Source organism: Bradyrhizobium sp. cf659 (assembly GCF_900113725.1).
Classification (GTDB): domain Bacteria; phylum Pseudomonadota; class Alphaproteobacteria; order Rhizobiales; family Xanthobacteraceae; genus Bradyrhizobium.
On record NZ_FOQJ01000008.1, the window covers coordinates 218,033 to 242,088 of the forward strand.

Here is a 24,056-nt window from a genome sequence, read left to right on the forward strand (position 1 = left end):
TCTGGCGGTAAAGGGCCATGCTCTCGACCCCCAGTTCCCCATTCCGCGAGGCCTTTCAGGCCCAGATCGCCGACGGCGCGATCGAGCCCGATGCCGCGCAGGCCGAAGTCGCCGAAGCCTATGCGGCGCTCGACCAGCGGCTCGCGGCTTACAAGCCGCAGCGCAAGCAGGGCCTGCTCAGCCGCCTGTTCAGCAGTGACAAGGACGAGGCGCCGCGCGGGCTCTACATCCATGGCGAGGTCGGCCGCGGCAAGACCATGCTGATGGACCTGTTCTTCCAGCAGTCTTCGGTCGAGTACAAGCGGCGCGCGCATTTCCACGAATTCATGGCCGATGTGCACGAGCGCATCTACGACTATCGCCAGAGCATCGCGCGCGGCGAGATCGCCGACGGCGACGTCATCGCGCTGACCGCGAACGCGATCTTCGAGGAGAGCTGGCTGCTCTGCTTCGACGAATTCCACGTCACCGACATCGCGGACGCGATGATCCTGGGACGCCTGTTCGCCAAATTGTTCGAGCTCGGCACCGTGGTGGTCGCAACCTCCAACGTCGCGCCCGACGATCTCTACAAAGGCGGCCTCAACCGTTCGCTGTTCCTGCCCTTCATCAAGCAGATCACCGATCACATGGACGTCGCGCGGCTCGATGCGCGCACCGACTTCCGGCTGGAGAAGCTTCAGGGCGTGCCGATGTGGCTGACGCCGGCGGACAGCGATGCGGATGCCGCGCTCGACCGCGCCTGGTCGCGGATGAGTGGCAGCGCCAAATGCAAGTCGCGCGATATTTCGATCAAGGGCCGCATCCTGCACGTGCCGTGCTCGGCCCATGGTGTGGCGCGGTTCTCGTTCGCCGATCTCTGCGAGAAGCCGCTCGGCGCATCGGATTACCTCAGGCTCGCGCACGACTATCACACCATCCTGGTCGACCATATTCCAGTGATGGACTTCTCCCAGCGCAACGCCGCCAAGCGCTTCATCACGCTGATCGATACGCTCTATGACAATGCCGTGAAGCTGATGGCCTCGGCCGACGCCAACCCGATCTCGCTGTACCTCGCCGACGAGGGCAACGAGGCCAACGAGTTCAAGCGGACCGCCTCGCGCCTGATCGAAATGAGCTCGGAATCCTATCTGGCGCTGGCTCACGGCCGCAAGGATTCCACCGCCAGCGGCTCTACCAAGGGCCTGGTGGAGACTTAAGTCCTATTTTCTCCGCTCTCGCCGGTGTCGTTCCGGGGCGCGACAAAGTCGCGAGCCCGGAATCCATCGCGCCACCAACTCTGCAGCCCGATGGATTCCGGGCCTGCGCCTGTCGGCGCATCCCGGAATGACGGACGGGGTATGCTGGCTGCGATATCGGCAAGCCCGACAATTGGGCATCCACCGACTTGAACGGGCGAGGCGAAAGGGATAACCACCCTGTCAGTTTTCCCCTCCTTACGTGTCTAAAGGACAGGTTCACATGGCGCGCGACAAGATTGCTTTGATTGGCTCCGGTCAGATCGGCGGAACGCTGGCTCACCTCATCGGCCTGAAAGAACTGGGCGACGTCGTGATGTTCGACATCGCCGAGGGGGTGCCGCAGGGCAAGGCGCTCGACATTGCGCAGTCCTCGCCGGTCGACGGTTTTGACGCGCACTACACCGGCGCGAATTCCTACGAGGCGCTGGACAACGCCAAGGTCTGCATCGTCACCGCCGGCGTGCCGCGCAAGCCCGGCATGAGCCGCGACGATCTCCTCTCCATCAACCTCAAGGTCATGGAGCAGGTCGGCGCCGGCATCAAGAAGTACGCCCCCGATGCCTTCGTCATCTGCATCACCAACCCGCTCGACGCGATGGTGTGGGCGCTGCAGAAGGCTTCGGGCTTGCCGCACAAGAAGGTCGTCGGCATGGCCGGCGTGCTGGATTCGGCGCGCTTCCGCTACTTCCTGGCCGACGAGTTCAACGTGTCCGTTGAAGACGTCACCGCCTTCGTGCTCGGCGGCCATGGCGACACCATGGTGCCGCTGGTGAAGTACTCCACCGTCGCCGGCATCCCGCTGCCCGACCTCGTCAAGATGGGCTGGACCTCGCAGGCGCGCCTCGACGAGATCGTCGACCGCACCCGCAACGGCGGCGCCGAGATCGTCAACCTGCTCAAGACCGGCTCGGCCTTCTACGCCCCGGCCGCGTCCGCGATCGCGATGGCCGAGAGCTATCTGCGCGACAAGAAGCGCGTGCTGCCCAGCGCTGCGTATCTGAACGGCGAATACGGCGTGAAGGACATGTATGTCGGCGTGCCCGTCGTGATCGGCTCTAAGGGCGTCGAGCGCGTCGTCGAGATCGAGCTCGCCGGCAAGGACCGCGAGGCCTTCGACAAGTCGGTCGGCGCCGTACAGGGCCTGGTCGACGCCTGCAAGAAGATCGCACCCGATCTTCTCGGCCGCTAAGGCAAAGCAATTCCCGCCGAAGATCGAAACCCGGTCTTCGGCGGTTTCACTTCCGGACCCCGACTGCAACTCTTGTTGAAGGCTTGGCGGGTTCCGGCTCAGCAGTCCAGAGATCGATGTCAAAGAATCCGGGTTGCAGTTCCTGTGGTATATGGTATGCCAGCCACAAGACTGAGGTGGGCCTACGAGGTCACCGCCCGCGGGTTCAGGGAGCGACCATATGAATATCCATGAATATCAAGCCAAAGCGCTGCTGGGTGAGTTCGGCGTGCCGATCTCAAAGGGCGTCCCGGTCCTGAAGGCCGCTGACGCGGACGCTGCGGCCAAAGCGCTGCCGGGTCCGGTCTGGGTGGTGAAGAGCCAGATCCACGCCGGTGGCCGCGGCAAGGGCAAGTTCAAGGAAGCCTCCGCCGGCGACAAGGGCGGCGTCCGCATCGCCAAGTCGGCCGCCGAGGTCTCCGAATTCGCCAAGCAGATGCTGGGCGCCACGCTGGTGACCGTGCAGACCGGCCCGGCCGGCAAGCAGGTCAACCGCCTCTACATCGAGGACGGCTCCGACATCGACAAGGAATTCTATCTCTCGATCCTGGTCGACCGCGAGACCTCGCGCGTCTCCTTCGTTGTCTCGACCGAGGGCGGCGTCAACATCGAGGACGTCGCGCACAACACGCCTGAGAAGATCGTCACCTTCTCGGTCGATCCCGCGACCGGCATCATGGGCCATCACGGCCGCACCGTCGCCAACGCGCTGAAACTCTCCGGCGATCTCGCCAAGCAGGCCGAGAAGCTCACCGCGCAGCTCTACGCGGCGTTCGTCGCCAAGGACATGTCGATGCTGGAGATCAACCCGCTGGTCGTGACCAAGCAGGGCCAGCTCCGCGTGCTCGACGCCAAGGTGTCGTTCGACGACAACGCCCTGTTCCGTCACCCTGAAGTGCTCGCGCTGCGCGACGAGACCGAGGAAGACGCCAAGGAAATCGAGGCGTCCAAGCACGACCTCAATTACGTCACCCTCGACGGCAACATCGGCTGCATGGTCAACGGCGCCGGTCTCGCCATGGCGACGATGGACATCATCAAGCTCTACGGCATGGCGCCGGCGAACTTCCTCGACGTCGGCGGCAGCGCCAGCAAGGAGAAGGTCGCGGCCGCGTTCAAGATCATCACCGCCGATCCCAACGTGAAGGGCATCCTGGTCAACATCTTCGGCGGCATCATGAAGTGCGACGTGATCGCCGAGGGCGTCACGGCTGCGGTTCGTGAAGTCGGCCTCAGCGTGCCGCTGGTGGTCCGCCTCGAAGGCACCAATGTCGAGCTCGGCAAGAAGATCATCCGTGAATCCGGCCTGAACGTGGTGCCGGCCGACAATCTCGACGACGCCGCGCAGAAGATCGTGAAGGCCGTCAAGGGAGGCTAAGGCCATGACCCAGGACCATCTCGCCGCATCATCTCCGCTCCCCGAGCACGCGCGCCTCGCCGCGTTCGCCGGCGAATGGGATGGCGAAGAGGTGGTCTTCCCGTCGCGCTGGAATGCGGGCGGGCCGGCCACCTCGCGCACTGTCGCGCGCATGGACCTCAACGGATTCTATCTGATCCAGGACGCGGTCCAGATGCGCGACGGCAAGCAGAGTTTTGCCACCCACGGCATCTTCACCTTCGACCGCGACGACCGGACCTACAAATTGTTCTGGTACGACTCGCTCGGCTACACGCCGCCCTCGCCCGCCTCTGGCGGGTGGGTCGGCAAGACCCTGACACTGGTGCGCGGCTCGCTCCGCGGCAATGCGCGCCACGTCTACGAGATCATCGACGACAATTCCTATGCGTTGAAGATCCAGTTCTCGCCGGACGCGGAAGGCTGGGCCGACGTGCTCACCGGCGTCTACCGGCGGATCCATTAGGGCGAGATCCATGGGTGCTCATCCATACTGGTATTTCGTTCCGTATGAGGACGATTTTGGTGCAGCGTTGCAGAAGTTGCGGGACCGCGAGTTTCAAGCGGGGCGCTACAATCCCGTGACGCCGCGCCAGACCTTCCCCATCGATTTGTCCGCTCCTGTCCCGGGTGCGAAACACGCTTCGATCGAGCAGGTCATGGAGCAGTGCGACGAAACCGGGACCCGATCCATCCTCGACATCGTGCAGGTCGCGCCGGCGCCTTTCGATGGGAGCGGAATGCCATTCATGACGGCCTTCCCGCTGGCTCCGCCCGACGTGGAAGGTCTGTTCGGAACATCAAAGCCGACGCGCAAAGAGGTCGAAACCAATCAGCGAATGTGGGATCGCATCGACCGCGGATCGGCGGTCTACACAGTCATTTTCGAAAAGGGTGAGCCGCACGAAATCTTTTTCGGCGGTTACTCTTTCGATTGAATCGTCACGTTGAGCGGCCGTCATCCGGCCAGGTAACAGTTATCCACGAAAGCAGGCTCGTCTCATGTCCATCCTGATCGACAAGAACACCAAGGTCATCTGCCAGGGCTTCACCGGCAAGAACGGCACCTTCCACTCCGAGGCCGCGATGGCCTACGGCACCAAGATGGTCGGCGGCACCTCGCCGGGCAAAGGCGGCGCGACGCATCTGGGCCTGCCGGTGTTCGACACCGTGCGCGAGGCGCGTGAGAAGACCGGTGCCGATGCGTCGGTGATCTACGTGCCGCCGCCGGGCGCGGCCGATGCGATCTGCGAAGCCATCGACGCCGAGATCCCGCTGATCGTCTGCATCACCGAAGGCATTCCCGTCATCGACATGGTCCGCGTGAAGCGCTCGCTGGCCGGTTCCAAGTCGCGCTTGATCGGGCCGAACTGCCCGGGCGTCATGACTGCCGGCGAATGCAAGATCGGCATCATGCCCGCCAACATCTTCAAGACCGGCAGCGTCGGCATCGTCTCCCGCTCCGGCACGCTGACCTATGAAGCCGTGTTCCAGACCTCGCAGGAAGGCCTCGGCCAGACCACCGCGGTCGGCATCGGCGGCGACCCGGTCAAGGGAACCGAATTCATCGACGTGCTGGAGATGCTGCTCGCCGACCCCAAGACGGAATCGATCATCATGATCGGAGAGATCGGCGGTTCCGCCGAGGAGGACGCCGCCCAGTTCCTCAAGGACGAGGCCAAGCGCGGCCGCAAGAAGCCGATGGTCGGTTTCATCGCCGGCGTCACCGCCCCTCCCGGCCGCCGCATGGGCCATGCCGGCGCGATCATTTCGGGCGGCAAGGGCGACGCCGGTTCCAAGACCGATGCGATGAAATCGGCTGGGATTACAGTGTCGCCGTCTCCCGCCCGCCTCGGGCACACGCTTGCCGAAAAGTTGAAAGGCTAATTCACTTCTTCGTACTTTTCCGGGCGAAGTTTCGCAGCAAATAGGGTAAATGGTGCCAATCGCGCTGGGCCTCTGCCGGGGAGCCCAGCGCCAGCGCCGTTTGTTATGCGCGAACCGAAATCGCCAGGAACTCAAGTATGTCTCGCCAGGACGCGAACGCAGCCTTTGCCCTCTCTTCCTTTTTGCAGGGCACCAACGCCACCTACATCGACGAAATCTACGCCCGCTACGAGAAGGACCCGTCCTCGGTCGACGCCGAGTGGCAGGAGTTCTTCAAGAGCCTGAAGGACCAGCCGGACGACGTCCGCAAGAACGCCGAAGGTCCGTCCTGGGAGCGCGCCAACTGGCCGCTGACGCCGCAGGACGACCTGACCTCCGCCCTCGACGGCAACTGGGCCGAGGTTGAGAAGGCGGTCGGTGCCAAGATCGCCGCCAAGGCGCAGGCCAAGGGGGGCGACAAGGGCGCCGGCCTCTCCTCCGCGGACCTGCTTCAGGCCACGCGCGACTCCGTCCGCGCCCTGATGCTGATCCGCTCCTACCGCATGCGCGGCCACTTCCACGCCAAGCTCGATCCGCTCGGCATCGAAGCTCAGCGCAACCGCGAAGAGCTCGATCCGCGCACCTACGGCTTCAGCGAGGCCGATTTCGACCGCAAGATCTTCCTCGATCACGTGCTCGGCCTCGAATACGGCACGTTGCGCGAGATCACCGCGATCTGCGAGCGCACCTACTGCCAGACGCTCGGCGTCGAGTTCATGCATATCAGCAATGCCGCGCAGAAGGCCTGGATCCAGGAGCGCATCGAGGGTCCGGACAAGGAGATCTCGTTCACCCGCGAAGGCCGTCGCGCCATCCTGACGAAGCTGGTCGAGACCGAGGGCTTCGAGAAGTTCTGCGACACCAAGTTCACCGGCACCAAGCGCTTCGGTCTCGACGGCGGCGAATCCCTGATCCCCGCGCTCGAGCAGATCATCAAGCGTGGCGGCAATCTCGGCGTGAAGGAGATCGTGCTGGGCATGCCGCATCGCGGCCGCCTCAACGTGCTGACCCAGGTGATGGGCAAGGCGCACCGCGCGCTGTTCCACGAGTTCAAGGGCGGCTCGGCCAATCCTGATGCGGTCGAAGGCTCCGGCGACGTCAAGTATCACCTCGGCGCCTCCTCGGACCGCGAGTTCGACGGCAACCGCATCCATCTGTCGCTGACCGCCAACCCCTCGCATCTCGAGATCGTCGATCCCGTCGTGCTCGGCAAGGTCCGCGCCAAGCAGGACCAGCACGGCGATCCGCCCGACATGCGCATCTCGGTGCTGCCGCTGCTGATGCATGGCGACGCAGCGTTCGCCGGCCAGGGCGTGGTCGCGGAATGCTTCGGCCTGTCCGACCTGAAGGGCTACCGCACCGGCGGCTCCGTGCACTTCATCGTCAACAACCAGATCGGCTTCACCACCTATCCGCGCTACTCGCGCTCCTCGCCCTATCCGTCGGACGTGGCGAAGATGATCGACGCGCCGATCTTCCACGTGAACGGCGACGATCCGGAAGCCGTGGTGTTCGCGGCCAAGGTCGCGATCGAGTTCCGGCAGAAGTTCCACAAGCCGGTCGTGATCGACATGTGGTGCTATCGCCGCTACGGCCACAACGAGGGCGATGAGCCGGCGTTCACCCAGCCGGTGATGTACAAGCGGATCGCGGCCCATCCGTCGACGCTGTCGCTCTATGCCAAGCGCCTGATCTCCGAGGGCGTGGTCACCGAGGGCGAGGTCGACAAGCTGAAGGCCGACTGGCGCTCGCGGCTCGATGCCGAGTTCGAGGCCGGCACCAGCTACAAGCCGAACAAGGCCGACTGGCTCGACGGCAAGTGGGCCGGCTTCAAGATCGCCGACCAGGAAGAGGACGCGCGGCGCGGCGTCACCGGCGTCGACATCGCCGCACTGAAGGATATTGGGCGCAAGATCACCAAGGTGCCGGATGGTTTCCGCGTCCACCGCACCATCCAGCGCTTCCTCGACAACCGCGCCAAGGCGATCGACACCGGCGCGGGCATCGACTGGGCGACCGGCGAGGCGCTGGCGTTCTGCTCGTTGCTCAATGAGAACCACCATGTCCGTCTGTCCGGACAGGATTCCGAGCGCGGCACCTTCTCGCAGCGCCACTCGGTCCTGATCGACCAGGAGGACGAGAGCCGCTACACGCCGTTCAACCATCTCGGCCATGAGCAGGGCCATTACGAGGTCATCAACTCGCTGCTGTCGGAAGAAGCGGTGCTCGGCTTCGAATACGGCTACTCGCTCGCCGAGCCGAACACGCTGACCCTGTGGGAAGCCCAGTTCGGCGACTTCGCCAACGGCGCGCAGGTCGTGTTCGACCAGTTCATCTCCTCGGGCGAGCGCAAATGGCTGCGCATGTCCGGCCTCGTCTGCCTCCTGCCGCACGGCTATGAGGGCCAGGGACCGGAGCACTCCTCGGCGCGTCTCGAGCGTTATCTCCAGATGTCCGCAGAAGACAACATGCAGGTGGTCTATCCGACCACGCCGGCGAACTACTTCCACGTGCTGCGCCGTCAGCTGCATCGCGAGATCCGCAAGCCGCTGATCGTGATGACGCCGAAATCGCTGCTGCGTCACAAGCGGGCGGTGTCGCGTCTGGAAGAGCTCGCGAAGGGAACGACCTTCCACCGCATCCTCTATGATGACGCCCAGATGCTGCCGAGCGAGGCGATCAAGCTCGTTCCGGACGAGAAGATCCGCCGCATCGTGCTCTGCTCCGGCAAGGTCTATTACGACCTCTACGAGGAGCGGGAGAAGCGCGGCATCGACGACATCTACCTGATGCGCGTCGAGCAGCTCTATCCGGTGCCGCTGAAGGCGCTGGTGGCCGAGCTGTCGCGCTTCAAGAAGGCCGAAGTGGTGTGGTGCCAGGAAGAGCCCCGCAACATGGGTGCCTGGCACTTCATCGAGCCCTATCTGGAATGGGTGCTGAACCAGGTGAACGGTGCGAGCCGGCGTCCGCGTTATGTCGGCCGCGCCGCTTCCGCCGCGACCGCCACGGGTCTGATGTCCAAGCATCAGGCTCAGCTGAAGGCGTTCCTGGACGAAGCACTGAGCTGAACTTTTTGAACTGCGTCATGCCCCGCCAAAAGCGGGGCATCCGGCATGCCGTGGCGTCCTCGTGAATGCGAACGCCCCGGCTTGCTGGATGGCCTGCTTTTCGCTGGCCGTGACAATTGGAATTCATGACCGCACCGGCGATCCCTTAAGGAAAAGACCATGACTGAAATTCGTGTGCCGACGCTCGGCGAATCCGTCACCGAGGCCACCATCGGCCGCTGGTTCAAGAAGGCCGGCGACCCCGTCGCCGTCGATGAGCCCTTGGTGGAGCTCGAGACCGACAAGGTCACCATCGAAGTCCCGGCGCCCTCCGCCGGCACGCTCAGCGAGATCATCGCCGCTGACGGCGCGACCGTTGCTGTGGGCGCGCTGCTTGGCCAGATCACGGAAGGCGCCGCTGGCGCGGCCAAGCCGGCCGCTGCTCCCGCCAAGGCCGCTGCCGCTCCCGCCGCCGCGGCTGCTGCCGCACCGGCTCCGGCCGCGAAGGCGCCGCCGGCGGACGCGCCGCTCGCCCCGTCCGTGCGCAAGCTCTCGGCCGAGACCGGCATCGACGCCTCGACCGTTCCCGGCTCCGGCAAGGACGGCCGCGTCACCAAGGGCGACATGCTCGCCGCGATCGAGCGCGCCGCCTCCGCGCCGACCCCGGTCAACCAGCCCGCTGCCGCCGTCCAGGTCCGCGCGCCGTCGCCGGCCGATGACGCCGCCCGCGAAGAGCGCGTCAAGATGACCCGGCTGCGCCAGACCATCGCGCGCCGCCTCAAGGACGTGCAGAACACCGCGGCCATGCTGACGACCTTCAACGAGGTCGATATGACCAATGTCATGGCGCTGCGCGCGCACTACAAGGACGCGTTCGAGAAGAAGCACGGCAGCAAGCTCGGCTTCATGGGCTTCTTCACCAAGGCGGTCGTGCAGGCCCTGAAGGACATCCCGGCGGTCAACGCCGAGATCGACGGCACCGACCTGATCTACAAGAACTACTATCACATCGGCGTCGCCGTCGGCACCGACAAGGGCCTCGTCGTGCCTGTCGTGCGCGACTGCGACCACAAGTCGATCGCCGACATCGAGAAGGGTATCGCCGATTTCGGCCGCCGTGCCCGTGACGGCCAGCTCAAGATCGACGAGATGCAGGGCGGCACCTTCACCATCACCAATGGCGGCATCTACGGCTCGCTGATGTCGACGCCGATCCTGAACGCGCCGCAGTCCGGCATCCTCGGCATGCACAAGATCCAGGAGCGGCCGATGGTCGTCGGCGGCAAGATCGAGGTCCGCCCGATGATGTATCTGGCGCTGTCCTACGATCACCGCGTCATCGACGGCAAGGAAGCCGTCACCTTCCTGGTTCGCGTCAAGGAGAGCCTGGAAGATCCGGCGCGCCTGGTGCTCGATCTCTGATCGCTGATGCTCTGCGAGCGCCGTCGCCTCTCGCGACGGCGCGTGTCGAACCATGGAGGGGCGCATGACGGATAAAGTCGTTGTCATCACCGGCGGCAGCCGCGGCATCGGGCGGGCGACCGCGCTCGCGGCGGCCGCACGCGGCTTCCGTGTCGTCGTCGGCTACGCCAGCAACAAGCAGGCTGCGGACGAAGTCGTCGCGCAGATCGCGGCCAGCAACGGCAAGGCCATCGCGGTGAAATGCGATGTCGCCGAGGAAAGCGACATAATCGAACTGTTCAAGCAAGCGGACAAGTTCGGCACGCTCGGCGCCCTCGTCAACAATGGCGGCATCGTCGGCAAGAGCGGCGTCCGCGTCGACGAGATGTCGGCCGAGCGCATCCAGCGCGTGATGGCGGTCAACGTCACCGGCTCCATCCTCTGCGCGCGCGAAGCTGTAAAGCGGATGTCGACCAAGCATGGCGGCAAGGGCGGCGTCATCGTCAATCTGTCGTCGGTCGCCGCCAGGTTAGGCGCACCCAACACCTATGTCGATTACGCCGCCTCGAAGGGCGCGGTCGATTCCTTCACCGTCGGCCTCGGCCATGAGGTCGCGGGCGAAGGCATTCGCGTTGCCGCGATCCGGCCCGGCCTGATCGACACCGAAATCCACGCCGCCGGCGGCGAGCCCGACCGCGCCCACCGTCTGGCCCATATGGTGCCGATGAAGCGCGTCGGCACCGCCGAGGAAATCGCCAATGCCATCGTCTGGCTGATGTCGGACGATGCCTCCTACGTCACCTCAGCCATTCTCGATGTGTCCGGCGGACGCTGACACATCTTTCCACGCTAAACTCACGGGACTTTCTCTCATGGCTACCTACGATCTCGTCGTCATCGGCACCGGACCGGGCGGTTATGTCTGCGCGGTGCGCGCCAGCCAGCTCGGCATGAAAGTCGCCGTGGTCGAAAAGAACGCCACACTCGGCGGCACCTGCCTCAATGTCGGCTGCATGCCGTCGAAGGCGCTGCTGCACGCATCCGAAATGTTCGAGGAGGCCGCGCATTCCTTCGCCAAGATGGGCGTCAGCGTCTCCGCGCCGAAGCTCGAATTGCCTGCGATGATGAACTTCAAGCAGCAGGGCATCGACGGCAACGTCAAGGGCGTCGAGTTCCTGATGAAGAAGAACAAGATCGACGTGCTCAAGGGCACCGGCAAGATCTTGGGCACCGGCAAGGTCGAAGTCTCCGCCGACGGCAAGTCGCAGGTGGTCGAAACGAAGAACATCGTGATCGCCACCGGCTCGGACATCGCGCGTCTCAAGGGCATCGAGATCGACGAGAAGCGCATCGTCTCGTCCACCGGCGCGCTGTCGCTGGACAAGGTCCCCGGCAAGCTGCTGATCGTCGGCGCCGGCGTGATCGGCCTCGAGCTCGGTTCGGTGTGGAAGCGGCTCGGCGCCGAAGTCGTCGTCGTCGAGTTTTTGGATCGCATCCTGCCCGGCATGGATGGCGAGATCGCCAAGCAATTCCAGCGCATGCTCGAAAAGCAGGGCTTTGCATTCAAGCTCGGTGCCAAGGTCACCGCGGTCGACACCTCGGGCAAGACGCTGAAGGCGACGATCGAGCCCGCGGCCGGCGGTGCTGCGGAGACGCTGGAAGCCGACGTCGTCCTCGTCTGCATCGGTCGCGTGCCCTACACCGATGGCCTCGGCCTGAAGGAGGCCGGCGTTGCGCTCGACAATCGCGGCCGCGTGCAGATCGATCCGCATTTCGCCACCAGCCTCAAGGGCGTCTATGCCATCGGCGACGTCGTCGCCGGCCCGATGCTCGCGCACAAGGCGGAGGACGAAGGCGTTGCGGTTGCGGAGATCATCGCGGGGCAAGCCGGCCACGTGAATTACGACGTTATCCCAGGCGTCGTGTATACCACGCCGGAAGTCTCCTGCGTCGGCAAGACCGAGGAGGAACTGAAGCAGGCCGGCGTGGCTTATACCGTCGGGAAGTTTCCGTTTACCGCCAACGGCCGTTCCAAGGTCAACCAGACCACCGACGGCTTTGTGAAGATTCTCGCAGATGCGAAGACCGATCGCGTGCTCGGCGTGCACATTATCGGCCGCGAAGCTGGGGAAATGATCCATGAAGCGTGCGTTCTCATGGAGTTTGGCGGCAGTGCGGAGGATCTCGCGCGCACCTGCCACGCGCATCCGACCCGCTCGGAGGCCATCAAGGAAGCCGCGCTTGCAGTCGGCAAGCGGGCCATCCATATGTAGGCCACGCCACGAGCCGAATCGGGCGGGACAACACATGCTGCGCCGCCTTCTTCAACCGGTCTGGGTCCTGCTTGCGATCATCTTCCTGATCGAAGCCTGGCTGTGGGACCATCTCGAACCGATCGTCGCGCGGGTTGTCGCAGCGATTCCGCTCGCGCGCTTCAAGCAATGGCTGACGGAGCGCGTCGACGCGCTGTCGCCGGCCATGACGCTGATCGTATTCGCGGTCCCCATCATCCCGCTGTTCCCGCTCAAGCTGGTCGGCCTGTGGCTGCTCGCGCATGAATACTGGACCAGCGCCGTCTTCACGATCCTGTTCGCAAAGATGCTCGGCGTCGGCGTCACCGCCTTCGTCTTCGACGTAACGCGCGACAAGCTCATGGAGATGCCCTGGTTCGAGCGGCTCTATGACCTCGTGATGAAGCTGCGCGCCAAGGCCGCCGAGCTCGTCGACCCGATCAAGCGGCGCATCAAGGAGATCATCAGCGGCAACGGCGAGGGCTGGTCCTCCCGCACCCTCCGCCTGATCCAGCGCTTCCGCAAGAGCGTGCACGAGGCGCGCTAGCTACTCGCCGCAAATCACGGTCCCGTAGCCCGGATGAGCGAAGCGACATCCGGGATTCTTTGTTGCCGCTCCCGCATATCGCTGCGCTCATGCGGGCTACAAATCCGGATTGCGGCAATCAGTCTCGCACCGTCACCCTGAGGTGGCCGCTTCTTCAGCGGCCCTCGAAGGGCGACGGCCCGGCTCTTTCCGCCCGGCTGCATCCCGGCCGTTCATCCTTCGAGGCTCTGCCCGCGATGCGCTGCATCGCAAGCCTCGCACCTCAGGATGACGGGATTAACAGCGCGCAGCCCCTCAATGCAAATGCATCAGGTGCGGCCACCACAGGCCGAGCGCGGTCATGAGGAGGCCGGCGAGCGTCAGGATGCCGCTGACGTAAGCCAGCGCGATCATGCCGGTGATGATGGTGGCCGAGGCCAGCACGATGCCGATCTGGAAGGCGGCGGACGCCAGCTCGAAGTGATGGTATTTCGCGGTCGCCTCGTCGCGCTCGTGCTCGGCATGCTTGGCCTTCTCGGCGAGCTGTTCGGTGCCTTCGCCGGTCTCGGGCTCGGAGCGGTAGCGCTGCGCGGTCTTGGTCCAGTCGTCGACCTGCTTCTGCACCGTCGCCTTCATGGCGTCGTCGGTGGTGCCGGCGAGCGTGAGCTTGCCCTGCTCGGCCGCGGTCAGCACCACGGTGCGGCGGATGCTCTTGGCCTGGAAGAACGCCCAGAGATTGGCGGCCTCGACGTTCTTGCTGATCGATTCGGTCTGGGCGCCCTTGCCGAGCGTCTCGGAAATCGCCAGGAACAGCGCCAGCACGGCGATCAGAAGTGCGATCTTCTTGTTCGAGCCGGACGCGTGTTCGGCGTGCTCGGCGTGCTCCATGCTTTCATGTGCGCTCATAAATCCCTCCTGCCTCGGTTCCCCACGATTGACCGAACCGCGGGCGACGCGCAAGAGGCACGCGCGTTATGACGAGACTGTGTCAGTCTGTCGGCTCTCGTGTCCCGGACGCGGCGCGGCGTGTAACGCTGCGACGCAGAGCCGGGACCCAGCCATTCGCCACGAATGGGCCCCGGCTCAGCAGCGCACCGCTGAAGAAGCGCTGCGCTGCGTCCGGGGCACGATGGCTTGCAGTGTGTCAGCGCCGCGGATGCGCGCTGGCATAGACTTCCAGCAGCCGCTCGGAATCGATGCCGGTGTAGATCTGCGTGGTCGAGAGCGAGGAATGGCCGAGCAATTCCTGGATCGCGCGCAAATCGCCGCCGCGCGACAGCAGATGCGTGGCGAAGGAATGGCGCAGCGCATGCGGCGTCGCGCTGTCGGGCAGGCCGAGCGCGCCGCGCAGCCGCTCCATCGCGAGCTGGATGATGCGCGGGCTCAAGGGACCGCCGCGCGCGCCGACGAAGATCGGTCCTTCCGCCGGCAGCGGATACGGGCACATCGCAACATATTCCTGCACCAGCGCGAGCACGTTCTGGAGCACCGGCACCATGCGGGTCTTGTTGCCTTTGCCGGTCACGACGAGCACGTCGCCTTCGCCCGGCTTCGGCACCTCGCGGCGCTTGAGGCCGAGCGCTTCGGAGATGCGCAGGCCGGAGCCATACAGCAGCGCCATCACCGCGGCATCGCGCGCCAGAATCCAGGTCTCGCGTTCCTCGCCAGCGCGCTCGTCGGCGTCCGCAAGACGCTTTGCGGAAGCCATCGGTAGCGGCTTGGGCAGGCTCTTCGCAACTTTTGGCGCACGGATCGCCGAGAGCGCGCCGACCTTGCCCTTGCCCTCGCGTTCGAGGAAGCGGCCGAACGAGCGCAGGCCCGCCAGCGCGCGCATCAGCGAGCGGCCGGCAATATCGTCGGCCCGGCGCATCGCCATGAAGGCGCGCACGTCGGTGGCTTCCAGCGCCGCGAAGCGCTTCAGCGTGACGCGTTCGCCCCAATGATTGCTGAGGAAATCCAGGCACTGCCGCAAGTCGCGGCCATAGGCCTCCAGCGTCTTCGGCGACAGCCGCCGCTCGGCGCCGAGATGCGACAGCCAGCGCGTCATCTCCTGCGCGATGTCAGGATCGGCGCTGGCGAGCTCGATGGGTGGGGCGGCCGCTTTGCTCATGCGCTCTGGACGTGGTGATTCCGCACAGTATATCGCATCACACTCGTTTATCGTTCGCTAAGGCCGCCCCACGGCGCTAGCCTTGAGGCCCCCGGGTTCCGATTCTCAGTTCATGGACCACACGTCCCGCAGCAGCACCGCCTCCGCCAACGCGACCCGCATGGTCGACGTGCTGGTGCCGGTCGCGCTCGACCAGACCTATTCCTACAAGGTGCCGCGCGGGATGGAGCTGAAGGCGGGCGATCTCGTCGGCGTGCCGCTTGGGCCCCGCGAGGTGCTCGCCGTGGTCTGGGCCGAGAACGCCAATCCCGATCCCCGCCTGCACAACCGCCTCAAGGAGGTCAACGAGAAGCTCGACCTCCCGCCACTGAAGCCCGAGCTGCGTTCCGTCGTCGACTGGGTCGCCAATTACACGCTGAGCCCGCGCGGCATGGTGCTGCGCATGTGCCTGCGCATGGGCGAGAATCTCGGCCCCGAGCGGGTGCGCCCCGGCGTGCGCCTGGTCGGCGATCCTCCCAAGCGGCTGACGCCGGCGCGGCAACGCGTGATCGAGGTGCTGTCGGACCGGCTGCTGCACGGCAAGTCCGAGGCGGCCAAGGAGGCGGGCGTCTCGGCCGGCGTGATCGACGGCCTCGTCGACGAAGGTACGCTTACGGTCGAGCTGATGCCGCCGCCTCCGCCGCCGCCGGCCCCCGATCCGGATTTCGGCCGGCCGGACTTCACACCGCTCCAGCGCACCGCCGTCGATACGATGCGCGCGCTCGCGGCCAACGGCACCTTCCACGTCGCGCTGCTCGACGGCGTCACCGGCTCGGGCAAGACCGAGGTCTATTTCGAGGCCGTTGCGGAGGCGATTCGCCGCGGCAGGCAATCGCTGATCCTGATGCCGGAGATCGCGCTCACCGGCCAGTTCCTCGACCGCTTCGCGCAGCGTTTTGGCGTGCGGCCGATCGAATGGCACTCCGAGCTCACCCCGCGCACCCGCGCGCGCAACTGGGCGGCGATCTCCGAAGGCAGCGCGCCGGTCGTGGTCGGCGCGCGCTCGGCGCTGTTTCTGCCTTACGCCAATCTCGGCCTCATCGTCGTCGATGAGGAGCACGACCAGGCCTACAAGCAGGACGAGGGCGTGCATTACCACGCCCGCGACATGGCGGTGGTGCGCGCGCATATCGCAAAAATTCCGATCGTGCTGGCGTCCGCGACGCCGTCGGTCGAATCCGAGGTCAATGCGCGCAAGAACCGCTATCAGCGCATCGCGCTGCCCTCGCGCTTCGGCGGCCAGCACATGCCGCATATCGAGGCGATCGACATGCGCCGCGAGCCTCCGGCGCGCGGCCGCTTCATCTCGCCGCGCCTGGCAGGCGAGATCAGGACCGCGATCGAGCGGCGCGAGCAGGCGCTCTTGTTCCTCAATCGCCGCGGCTATGCGCCGCTGACCTTGTGCCGCGCCTGCGGCCACCGCTTCGCCTGCACCATCTGCGATGCCTGGCTGGTCGATCATCGCTTCCGCCAGCGCCTCGTCTGTCACCATTGCGGCTTCTCGATGCCGCGCCCGCATATCTGTCCGAACTGTTCGGCGGAGGAATCGCTGGTCGCGGTCGGCCCCGGCGTCGAGCGCTTGCAGGAGGAAGCGGCGGCGCTGTTCCCGGAGGCGCGCACCATGGTGCTGTCGAGCGATCTCATCACCTCGATCGAGACCATGCGCTCCGAGCTTGCCGAGATCGCGGAGGGCCGCGTTGACATCATCATCGGCACGCAGCTCGTCGCCAAGGGGCACAATTTCCCGCGGCTCAATCTGGTCGGCGTCGTCGATGCGGATCTCGGCCTGTCCAATGGCGATCCGCGCGCGGCGGAACGCACCTGGCAATTGCTCAACCAGGTGATCGGCCGTGCCGGCCGCGAGCAGGGCCGCGGCGTCGGCTATCTCCAGACCCACCAGCCCGACCATCCCGTGATGAAGGCGCTGATCGCCTGCGACCGCGAGGCCTTCTACGACAGCGAGATCGATCTGCGCGAGCGCACGCTGTATCCGCCGTTCGGCCGGCTCGCCAGCCTGATCATCTCGGCCGGCGACCGCCCGAGCGCGGAAGGCTTTGGCCGCCGCCTCGTCGCGCTCGCGCCGCGCGACGAGCGCGTGGTGGTGCTGGGCCCGGCGGAAGCGCCGCTCGCCGTGATCAAGGGCCGCTACCGCTTCCGCATCCTGGTGAAATCGGCGCGCGGTTTCGACCTGTCGGACTATCTGCGCAACTGGCTCGCCGTTTGCCCGAAGCCGAAGGGCAATCAGAAGCTCGAGGTGGACGTCGATCCGCAGAGCTTTTTGTAGTTCCCGCCGTCATTCCGGGGCGCGCGGCAGCGCGAGCCCGGAATCCATTTCACCGCAGATTCTGTCGCCCGATGGATTCCGGGTTCACGCTTCGCGTGCCCCGGAATGACAGCAACAAAAAAGCCCGCCGTCCCCCAAGACAGCGGGCTTGTTTCACGCGTGATGCGCCTTAGGAGACGACTTCCGCGGTGACGCGGCCGACGCCGGCGCCGGTGAGGCCGATGGCGCGGGCAGCACCCGTGGAGAGATCGAGGACACGGCCGCGAATGAACGGGCCACGGTCATTGATGGTGACGATGACGCTCGAGCCGCCATGGGTGACGCGCAGCTTGGTGCCGAACGGCAGCGAACGGTGCGCCGCGGTCATGGCGTTCTGGTTGAAGCGCTGGCCCGAGGCGGTCCTGCTGCCGGACTCGTTGCCGTAATAGGAGGCCATGCCGGAGAAGCTGTGCCCGGTGCCCGAGGACGGCGTCATCGCCGCGTTGGCGTTGCGCCAATCCGAGCCGGCATTGGAGTCGTTCTGGACGTGGTGGCGATGATGGTGCCGGTGATGCCTGGATTTGGCGGACGCTTCGGTGGCAGTTCCCCCAATGAGAAGAGTTGCGGCAATGAAGGCGATCGCCGTGCGCGGCCGGGTCACAGTGCCCAGCGTCTTGAAAGACAGCATTTAGTGGTCCCTAATCTAGTATTGCCACATATGTGGCCAGTGGAGCCCCCATCAGGTTGTGAGCGGATTGGCGTTTCCTTTCGCAATGCGGCATGAATTGGGCAGTAAATCTGTTCTATGTCATCATGAAATATCTTGTGATCTGTTTCGATATTCAGGCGATATTCCGTAATAGTTGGGTTTAACGATTTGTTAACTATCTGATTACTTTCCAATACTGTAAAACGAAGTCATCGCTCCCCGCGTTTAGAGTTGGGTAAGTATTCGCCGGGTGGAACTGACGAGGCGGGAATCACGCCTCAGCGATCCGTGTTCATGGCCGCTATGCGCTGAGGGCAGGAACCAATGGGGGCGACGCGGACGTAAGGCTCGCGGCAATTCCGTGGCGCGGCAGGTCGTCGTGCAAGTTGGTGGTCATGTCGTCGTTGCGTGTCGCGGACTGCGACGAACTGGCGACAGAACCTCATGCCTTTAATTTGGCGTCATGTTGCACGTGCGCGCCTGCTATGTTAGCAAAGCCGCGATTTTAACGAGCCCGGCACTTCCCGTGCTGGTCGAAAATCGAAGTCCCGCTTGAATTCCAAGGGCTTGGATCGCTAGGCGCCGCTTCGTGGCGACGGTTTTTCCCTTGCGAATTTGACAGCTAAAAGAGCGCGTCTGTGGCTGCAGAAGATACGTCCGTTTCCGGTGTGTCCGGCCGTTATGCAACGGCCTTGTTTGAACTGGCCCGCGACCAGAAAGTGGTCGACGAGGTCAAGGCCGACCTCGACAGGTTCGAGGCCTTGCTCGGCGAGAGCGCCGATCTGAAGCGCCTCGTCCGCAGTCCGGTGTTCGCGGCCGATGCCCAGTCCAGGGCCCTCACGGCCGTGCTGGACAAGGTCGGCATCGCCGGCATCTCCGCCAATTTCCTGAAAGTGCTGACCGCCAACCGCCGCCTGTTCGTGGTGGCTGACGTCATCCGCGCCTACCGCGCCCTCGTCGCCAAGTTCAAGGGCGAGGCGACCGCTGATGTCACCGTGGCGGAGGCGCTCTCGGACAAGAATCTCGACGCCCTCAAGGTTGCCCTGAAGTCGGTGACCGGCAAGGACGTCGCGCTGAACGTGAAAGTCGATCCCTCGATCATCGGTGGCCTCGTCGTCAAGCTGGGCAGCCGCATGGTGGATGGTTCGCTTCGCACCAAACTCAATTCGATCAAGCACGCGATGAAAGAGGCAGGCTGATGGACATCCGCGCCGCGGAAATTTCCGCGATCCTCAAGGACCAGATCAAGAATTTCGGCCAGGAAGCTGAAGTCTCCGAAGTCGGACAGGTGCTGTCCGTCGGCGACGGCATCGCCCGCGTCTACGGTCTGGACAACGTCCAGGCCGGTGAGATGGTCGAGTTCGAGAACGGCACCCGCGGCATGGCGCTGAACCTCGAAACCGACAACGTCGGTGTCGTTATTTTCGGTGCCGACCGCGAGATCAAGGAAGGCCAGACCGTCAAGCGCACCCGCGCCATCGTGGACGCGCCGGTCGGCAAGGGCCTGCTCGGCCGCGTCGTCGACGCGCTCGGCAATCCGATCGACGGCAAGGGTCCGATCCAGGCCGACAAGCGTATGCGCGTGGACGTCAAGGCACCCGGCATCATTCCGCGCAAGTCGGTGAGCGAGCCGATGGCGACCGGCCTCAAGGCGATCGACGCCCTGATCCCGATCGGCCGCGGTCAGCGCGAGCTGATCATCGGCGACCGTCAGACCGGCAAGACCGCGATCGCGCTCGACACCATCCTGAACCAGAAGCCGCTCAACGCGCAGCCCGACGAGAACATCAAGCTGTACTGCGTCTACGTCGCGGTCGGCCAGAAGCGTTCGACCGTCGCCCAGTTCGTGAAGGTGCTGGAAGAGCAGGGCGCGCTCGAATACTCGATCGTCGTCGCCGCCACCGCGTCGGATCCGGCGCCGATGCAGTACATTGCCCCCTTTACTGCCTGCACCATGGGCGAATTCTTCCGCGATAACGGCATGCACGCCGTCATCATCTATGACGATCTGTCCAAGCAGGCCGTCGCTTACCGCCAGATGTCGCTGCTGCTGCGCCGTCCGCCGGGCCGCGAAGCCTATCCGGGCGACGTGTTCTATCTGCACTCCCGCCTGCTCGAGCGCGCGGCGAAGCTCAGCAAGGATCATGGCTCGGGCTCGCTGACTGCGCTGCCTATTATCGAAACCCAGGCCAACGACGTGTCGGCCTACATCCCGACCAACGTCATCTCGATCACCGACGGCCAGATCTTCCTGGAAACCGACCTGTTCTTCCAGGGCATCCGTCCCGCGGTGAACGTCGGTCTGTCGGTGTCGCGCGTCGGCTCGTCCGCGCAGACCAAGGCCACCAAGAAGGTCGCCGGCAAGATCAAGGGCGAGCTCGCGCAGTACCGCGAAATGGCGGCGTTCGCGCAGTTCGGCTCCGACCTCGACGCCTCGACCCAGCGCCTGCTCAACCGCGGTTCGCGCCTCACCGAGCTCCTGAAGCAGCCGCAGTTCTCGCCGCTGAAGATGGAAGAGCAGGTCTGCGTGATCTGGGCCGGCACCAACGGCTATCTCGATCCGCTTCCGGTCAACAAGGTGCGCGCGTTCGAGGACGGCCTGCTCTCGCTGCTGCGCGGCAAGAACGCCGACATCCTCAATACGATCCGCGACAGCCGCGATCTCTCCGACGACACCGCTGCCAAGCTGAAGTCGGTGGTCGAAGGCTTCGCGAAGAGCTTCGCGTAATAACGAGCCGTCATGGCCGGGCTTTTGTCCCGGCCATCCACGCCTTGCCGCGTGGAAAGACGAAGACGTGGATGCCCGGGACAGGCCCGGGCATGACGACAGAGACAGGCTAGCGGTTTGACCGCAAGGGATCGAACCGTCGGGGACGAAGAATGGCGTCACTTAAAGACATGCGCGTCCGCATCGCCTCCACCAAGGCGACGCAAAAGATCACCAAGGCCATGCAGATGGTCGCGGCCTCGAAGCTGCGCCGCGCGCAGACCGCTGCGGAAGCTGCACGTCCCTATGCCGACAAGATGAGCGCGGTGATCTCCAACATCGCCGGCGCCGCGGCGGGCTCGCCCGGCGCGCCGGCGCTGCTGGCCGGCACCGGCAGGGACCAGGTTCACCTGCTGCTGGTCTGCACCGGCGAGCGCGGCCTGTCCGGCGCCTTCAACTCCTCGATCGTGCGTCTCGCCCGCGAGCGCGCTTTGGCGCTGATGGCGCAGGGCAAGGAAGTGAAGTTCTTCTGCGTCGGCCGCAAGGGTTACGAGCAGCTGCGCCGCCAGTTCGACAAGCAGATCGTCGAGCATCTCGACCTGCGCAGCGTTCGCCAGCTCGGCTTCGTCAACGCCGAGGACATCGCCAAGAAGGTGCTGGCCCGCTTCGATGCCGGTGAGTTCGACGTCTGCACGCTGTTCTATTCGCGCTTCCGTTCGGTGATCGCGCAAATCCCGACCGCCCAGCAGATCATCCCGCTGGTGGTCGAGGAGAGCGCCGCCGCCAGCACGACGTCTTACGAATACGAGCCGGAAGAGGACGAGATCCTCACGCGCCTTCTGCCGCGCAACCTCGCGGTCCAGGTTTTCCGCGCGCTGCTCGAGAACAACGCCTCGTTCTACGGCGCGCAGATGAGCGCGATGGACAACGCGACGCGCAACGCCGGTGAGATGATCCGCAAGCAGACGCTGGTCTACAACCGCACGCGTCAGGCGCAGATCACCAAGGAACTGATCGAAATCATCTCGGGTGCCGAGGCCGTCTGATCAAGGCGCTTCAATACCCGTCAAACGCAACATCCCGGTCAAGCTGACCGCGGTTCAGAAGTTCGGATCGAAGGAGACATTCAATGGCAGCCCAGTCCGGTCGCGTCACCCAGGTCATCGGCGCCGTCGTCGACGTGCAGTTCGAAGGCCACCTCCCGGCCATTCTCAACTCGCTCGAGACCAAGAACGGCGGTAACCGCCTGGTGCTCGAAGTCGCCCAGCATCTCGGCGAATCCACCGTGCGAACGATCGCGATGGACACCACCGAGGGTCTCGTCCGCGGCCAGGAAGTGACCGACACCGGTTCGCCGATCCGCGTTCCCGTCGGCGAAGGCACGCTCGGCCGCATCATCAACGTCATCGGCGAGCCGATCGACGAAGCCGGCCCGGTCAAGTCGGAAGGCCTGCGCGCTATCCACCAGGAAGCGCCGACCTACACCGACCAGTCGACGGAAGCTGAGATTCTCGTCACCGGCATCAAGGTCGTCGATCTTCTTGCTCCCTACGCGAAGGGCGGCAAGATCGGCCTGTTCGGCGGCGCCGGCGTCGGCAAGACCGTGCTGATTCAGGAGCTGATCAACAACGTCGCGAAGGCGCACGGCGGTTACTCCGTGTTCGCCGGCGTCGGCGAGCGTACCCGCGAGGGCAACGACCTCTACCACGAGTTCATCGAGTCCAAGGTCAACGCCGATCCGCACAATCCGGATCCGAGCGTGAAGTCGAAGTGCGCGCTGGTGTTCGGCCAGATGAACGAGCCGCCGGGCGCCCGCGCCCGCGTCGCGCTCACCGGTCTGACCATCGCGGAAGACTTCCGCGACAAGGGCCAGGACGTGCTGTTCTTCGTCGACAACATCTTCCGCTTCACCCAGGCCGGCTCGGAAGTGTCGGCGCTGCTCGGCCGTATTCCTTCGGCGGTGGGTTATCAGCCGACGCTCGCGACCGACATGGGCGCGCTCCAGGAGCGCATCACCACCACGCAGAAGGGCTCGATAACCTCGGTGCAGGCCATCTACGTTCCGGCCGACGACTTGACCGACCCGGCGCCCGCGACCTCGTTCGCGCATCTGGACGCGACCACCACGCTGTCGCGCTCGATCGCCGAAAAGGGCATCTACCCGGCGGTGGACCCGCTCGACTCGACCTCGCGCATGCTCTCCCCGCTGGTCGTCGGCGAGGAGCACTACGCGGTCGCCCGTCAGGTCCAGCAGGTGCTGCAGCGCTACAAGGCGCTCCAGGACATCATCGCCATTCTCGGCATGGACGAGCTTTCGGAAGAGGACAAGCTGACGGTGGCCCGCGCCCGCAAGGTCGAGCGCTTCATGTCGCAGCCGTTCCACGTCGCCGAAATCTTCACGGGATCGCCGGGCAAGTTCGTCGACCTCGCCGACACCATCAAGGGCTTCAAGGGCCTGGTGGAAGGCAAGTACGACCACCTGCCGGAAGCCGCCTTCTATATGGTCGGCACCATCGAAGAGGCGGTCGAGAAGGGCAAGAAGCTGGCGGCGGAAGCGGCCTAAGTTTCAGATGTCATTGCCGGGCAAAAGCGCGAAGCGCGTCTTCGAGCTAAAGTCCCGGCGATCCATCGAAAGAGAATTTTGATGGATGGACCCGCGGGTCAGGCCCGCGGGTGACAGGCAAAGCAAGCGGAAACACCATGGCCACCTTCCACTTCGATCTCGTCTCTCCGGAAAAGCTCGCATTCTCGGGTGAGGTCGACCAGGTCGACATCCCCGGCGTCGAGGGTGACTTCGGCGTGCTGGCGGGACATGCGCCGGTCGTGGCTGCGATCCGGCCCGGCATCCTCACCGTCACCGCCGGCGGCAGGCACGAGAAGATCATCGTGCTCGGCGGTCTTGCCGAAGTCTCGGAGAGGGGCCTGACCGTACTCGCCGACGTCGCGACCTCGCTGGCCGAGCTCGACCGTGCCCAGTTCGCCGAGACCATCGCGGAGATGGAAGAGGGGCTGAAGGAGCACGAAGGTGGCGAGCTCGATCAGGCCATCGAGCGGCTCGACCACTTCAAGAGCATCCAGCAGCAGCTCAATACGACGGCTATGCACTAAGCCCCGAGGCATCGCTTCGGGGCTCGAACGCGAAATTCCTGCAAGAAATTCCTGAATAGAT

Annotated in this window: 20 protein-coding genes; 17 read left to right on the top strand and 3 right to left on the bottom strand. The window is 64.8% G+C overall.

What is annotated here, in order from left to right; all coding sequences use genetic code 11:
* The first annotated feature begins 17 nt into the window (after positions 1 to 17).
* From zapE to BM118_RS28535, 11 genes are all read left to right on the top strand, one after another.
* Positions 18 to 1,202, top strand: coding sequence for a cell division protein ZapE (zapE, locus tag BM118_RS28485; RefSeq protein ID WP_092189555.1), 1,185 nt, complete (start codon positions 18 to 20; stop codon positions 1,200 to 1,202).
* Positions 1,203 to 1,464: 262 nt separating this feature from the next.
* Entirely contained in the window at positions 1,465 to 2,433 is a 969-nt protein-coding gene (gene mdh / locus BM118_RS28490) for a malate dehydrogenase (RefSeq protein WP_008145224.1), read from the top strand.
* A gap of 220 nt (positions 2,434 to 2,653) precedes the next feature.
* Complete coding sequence (gene sucC / locus BM118_RS28495; protein WP_092189557.1) at positions 2,654 to 3,850, top strand: ADP-forming succinate--CoA ligase subunit beta; 1,197 nt, start codon at positions 2,654 to 2,656, stop codon at positions 3,848 to 3,850.
* 4 nt (positions 3,851 to 3,854) lie between these two features.
* The gene (locus tag BM118_RS28500) at positions 3,855 to 4,334 is read left to right on the top strand and encodes a DUF1579 family protein (RefSeq protein ID WP_092189559.1); all 480 of its coding nucleotides are present in this window, start codon (positions 3,855 to 3,857) and stop codon (positions 4,332 to 4,334) included.
* 10 nt (positions 4,335 to 4,344) lie between these two features.
* Positions 4,345 to 4,806 (top strand): hypothetical protein, encoded by a 462-nt coding sequence (locus BM118_RS28505; RefSeq protein WP_143099532.1) that lies wholly within the window; start codon positions 4,345 to 4,347, stop codon positions 4,804 to 4,806.
* Positions 4,807 to 4,870: 64 nt separating this feature from the next.
* Positions 4,871 to 5,755 (top strand): succinate--CoA ligase subunit alpha, encoded by an 885-nt coding sequence (gene sucD / locus BM118_RS28510; protein WP_092189563.1) that lies wholly within the window; start codon positions 4,871 to 4,873, stop codon positions 5,753 to 5,755.
* A 137-nt stretch (positions 5,756 to 5,892) separates the two neighbouring features.
* Complete coding sequence (locus BM118_RS28515; RefSeq protein ID WP_092189564.1) at positions 5,893 to 8,862, top strand: 2-oxoglutarate dehydrogenase E1 component; 2,970 nt, start codon at positions 5,893 to 5,895, stop codon at positions 8,860 to 8,862.
* Between the two features lie 159 nt (positions 8,863 to 9,021).
* Positions 9,022 to 10,263, top strand: a complete 1,242-nt coding sequence (gene odhB / locus BM118_RS28520; protein ID WP_092189565.1) for a 2-oxoglutarate dehydrogenase complex dihydrolipoyllysine-residue succinyltransferase — start codon at positions 9,022 to 9,024, stop codon at positions 10,261 to 10,263.
* A gap of 64 nt (positions 10,264 to 10,327) precedes the next feature.
* Positions 10,328 to 11,077, top strand: a complete 750-nt coding sequence (locus tag BM118_RS28525) for an SDR family oxidoreductase (protein ID WP_177234768.1) — start codon at positions 10,328 to 10,330, stop codon at positions 11,075 to 11,077.
* 37 nt (positions 11,078 to 11,114) lie between these two features.
* Positions 11,115 to 12,515, top strand: coding sequence for a dihydrolipoyl dehydrogenase (gene lpdA, locus BM118_RS28530; RefSeq protein WP_092189567.1), 1,401 nt, complete (start codon positions 11,115 to 11,117; stop codon positions 12,513 to 12,515).
* A gap of 34 nt (positions 12,516 to 12,549) precedes the next feature.
* The gene (locus BM118_RS28535) at positions 12,550 to 13,080 is read left to right on the top strand and encodes a hypothetical protein (protein WP_092189568.1); all 531 of its coding nucleotides are present in this window, start codon (positions 12,550 to 12,552) and stop codon (positions 13,078 to 13,080) included.
* 294 nt (positions 13,081 to 13,374) lie between these two features.
* Here the strand turns inward: BM118_RS28535 and BM118_RS28540 are convergent, their stop codons facing one another.
* Both BM118_RS28540 and BM118_RS28545 read right to left on the bottom strand, forming a co-directional pair.
* Positions 13,375 to 13,965 carry a DUF4337 domain-containing protein gene (locus BM118_RS28540; RefSeq protein ID WP_092189569.1) on the bottom strand — a complete coding sequence of 197 codons (591 nt, stop codon included), beginning with the start codon at positions 13,963 to 13,965 and terminating at the stop codon, positions 13,375 to 13,377.
* A gap of 238 nt (positions 13,966 to 14,203) precedes the next feature.
* Complete coding sequence (locus BM118_RS28545) at positions 14,204 to 15,169, bottom strand: tyrosine recombinase XerC (protein WP_092189571.1); 966 nt, start codon at positions 15,167 to 15,169, stop codon at positions 14,204 to 14,206.
* Positions 15,170 to 15,281: 112 nt separating this feature from the next.
* On the opposite strand from BM118_RS28545, the gene BM118_RS28550 reads away from it, so the two are divergent.
* The gene (locus BM118_RS28550; protein WP_092189573.1) at positions 15,282 to 17,492 is read left to right on the top strand and encodes a primosomal protein N'; all 2,211 of its coding nucleotides are present in this window, start codon (positions 15,282 to 15,284) and stop codon (positions 17,490 to 17,492) included.
* Positions 17,493 to 17,661: 169 nt separating this feature from the next.
* Here BM118_RS28550 and BM118_RS28555 read toward each other — a convergent pair whose 3' ends face one another.
* Entirely contained in the window at positions 17,662 to 18,159 is a 498-nt protein-coding gene (locus BM118_RS28555; RefSeq protein WP_027547545.1) for a septal ring lytic transglycosylase RlpA family protein, read from the bottom strand.
* A gap of 659 nt (positions 18,160 to 18,818) precedes the next feature.
* Between BM118_RS28555 and BM118_RS28560 the strand changes: the two genes are divergently transcribed.
* From BM118_RS28560 to BM118_RS28580, 5 genes are all read left to right on the top strand, one after another.
* Positions 18,819 to 19,379 (top strand): F0F1 ATP synthase subunit delta, encoded by a 561-nt coding sequence (locus tag BM118_RS28560; protein WP_092189575.1) that lies wholly within the window; start codon positions 18,819 to 18,821, stop codon positions 19,377 to 19,379.
* Positions 19,379 to 20,908, top strand: a complete 1,530-nt coding sequence (atpA, locus tag BM118_RS28565; protein WP_092189577.1) for a F0F1 ATP synthase subunit alpha — start codon at positions 19,379 to 19,381, stop codon at positions 20,906 to 20,908. The genes BM118_RS28560 and atpA overlap by 1 nt, the downstream gene beginning before the upstream one ends.
* A gap of 152 nt (positions 20,909 to 21,060) precedes the next feature.
* The gene (locus tag BM118_RS28570) at positions 21,061 to 21,933 is read left to right on the top strand and encodes a F0F1 ATP synthase subunit gamma (RefSeq protein ID WP_092189579.1); all 873 of its coding nucleotides are present in this window, start codon (positions 21,061 to 21,063) and stop codon (positions 21,931 to 21,933) included.
* Between the two features lie 83 nt (positions 21,934 to 22,016).
* Positions 22,017 to 23,450, top strand: coding sequence for a F0F1 ATP synthase subunit beta (atpD, locus tag BM118_RS28575; RefSeq protein WP_011083272.1), 1,434 nt, complete (start codon positions 22,017 to 22,019; stop codon positions 23,448 to 23,450).
* A gap of 137 nt (positions 23,451 to 23,587) precedes the next feature.
* Positions 23,588 to 23,995, top strand: a complete 408-nt coding sequence (locus BM118_RS28580; RefSeq protein ID WP_092189581.1) for a F0F1 ATP synthase subunit epsilon — start codon at positions 23,588 to 23,590, stop codon at positions 23,993 to 23,995.
* Positions 23,996 to 24,056 lie beyond the last annotated feature (61 nt).

Bases quoted from the DNA above. Each gene is read 5' to 3' on its own strand.
- zapE (WP_092189555.1), top strand. From the start codon at position 18: ATGCTCTCGACCCCCAGTTCCCCATTCCGCGAGGCCTTTCAGGCCCAG.
- mdh (WP_008145224.1), top strand. From the start codon at position 1,465: ATGGCGCGCGACAAGATTGCTTTGATTGGCTCCGGTCAGATCGGCGGA.
- sucC (WP_092189557.1), top strand. From the start codon at position 2,654: ATGAATATCCATGAATATCAAGCCAAAGCGCTGCTGGGTGAGTTCGGC.
- BM118_RS28500 (WP_092189559.1), top strand. From the start codon at position 3,855: ATGACCCAGGACCATCTCGCCGCATCATCTCCGCTCCCCGAGCACGCG.
- BM118_RS28505 (WP_143099532.1), top strand. From the start codon at position 4,345: ATGGGTGCTCATCCATACTGGTATTTCGTTCCGTATGAGGACGATTTT.
- sucD (WP_092189563.1), top strand. From the start codon at position 4,871: ATGTCCATCCTGATCGACAAGAACACCAAGGTCATCTGCCAGGGCTTC.
- BM118_RS28515 (WP_092189564.1), top strand. From the start codon at position 5,893: ATGTCTCGCCAGGACGCGAACGCAGCCTTTGCCCTCTCTTCCTTTTTG.
- odhB (WP_092189565.1), top strand. From the start codon at position 9,022: ATGACTGAAATTCGTGTGCCGACGCTCGGCGAATCCGTCACCGAGGCC.
- BM118_RS28525 (WP_177234768.1), top strand. From the start codon at position 10,328: ATGACGGATAAAGTCGTTGTCATCACCGGCGGCAGCCGCGGCATCGGG.
- lpdA (WP_092189567.1), top strand. From the start codon at position 11,115: ATGGCTACCTACGATCTCGTCGTCATCGGCACCGGACCGGGCGGTTAT.
- BM118_RS28535 (WP_092189568.1), top strand. From the start codon at position 12,550: ATGCTGCGCCGCCTTCTTCAACCGGTCTGGGTCCTGCTTGCGATCATC.
- BM118_RS28540 (WP_092189569.1), bottom strand. From the start codon at position 13,965: ATGAGCGCACATGAAAGCATGGAGCACGCCGAGCACGCCGAACACGCG.
- BM118_RS28545 (WP_092189571.1), bottom strand. From the start codon at position 15,169: ATGAGCAAAGCGGCCGCCCCACCCATCGAGCTCGCCAGCGCCGATCCT.
- BM118_RS28550 (WP_092189573.1), top strand. From the start codon at position 15,282: ATGGACCACACGTCCCGCAGCAGCACCGCCTCCGCCAACGCGACCCGC.
- BM118_RS28555 (WP_027547545.1), bottom strand. From the start codon at position 18,159: ATGCTGTCTTTCAAGACGCTGGGCACTGTGACCCGGCCGCGCACGGCG.
- atpA (WP_092189577.1), top strand. From the start codon at position 19,379: ATGGACATCCGCGCCGCGGAAATTTCCGCGATCCTCAAGGACCAGATC.
- BM118_RS28570 (WP_092189579.1), top strand. From the start codon at position 21,061: ATGGCGTCACTTAAAGACATGCGCGTCCGCATCGCCTCCACCAAGGCG.
- atpD (WP_011083272.1), top strand. From the start codon at position 22,017: ATGGCAGCCCAGTCCGGTCGCGTCACCCAGGTCATCGGCGCCGTCGTC.
- BM118_RS28580 (WP_092189581.1), top strand. From the start codon at position 23,588: ATGGCCACCTTCCACTTCGATCTCGTCTCTCCGGAAAAGCTCGCATTC.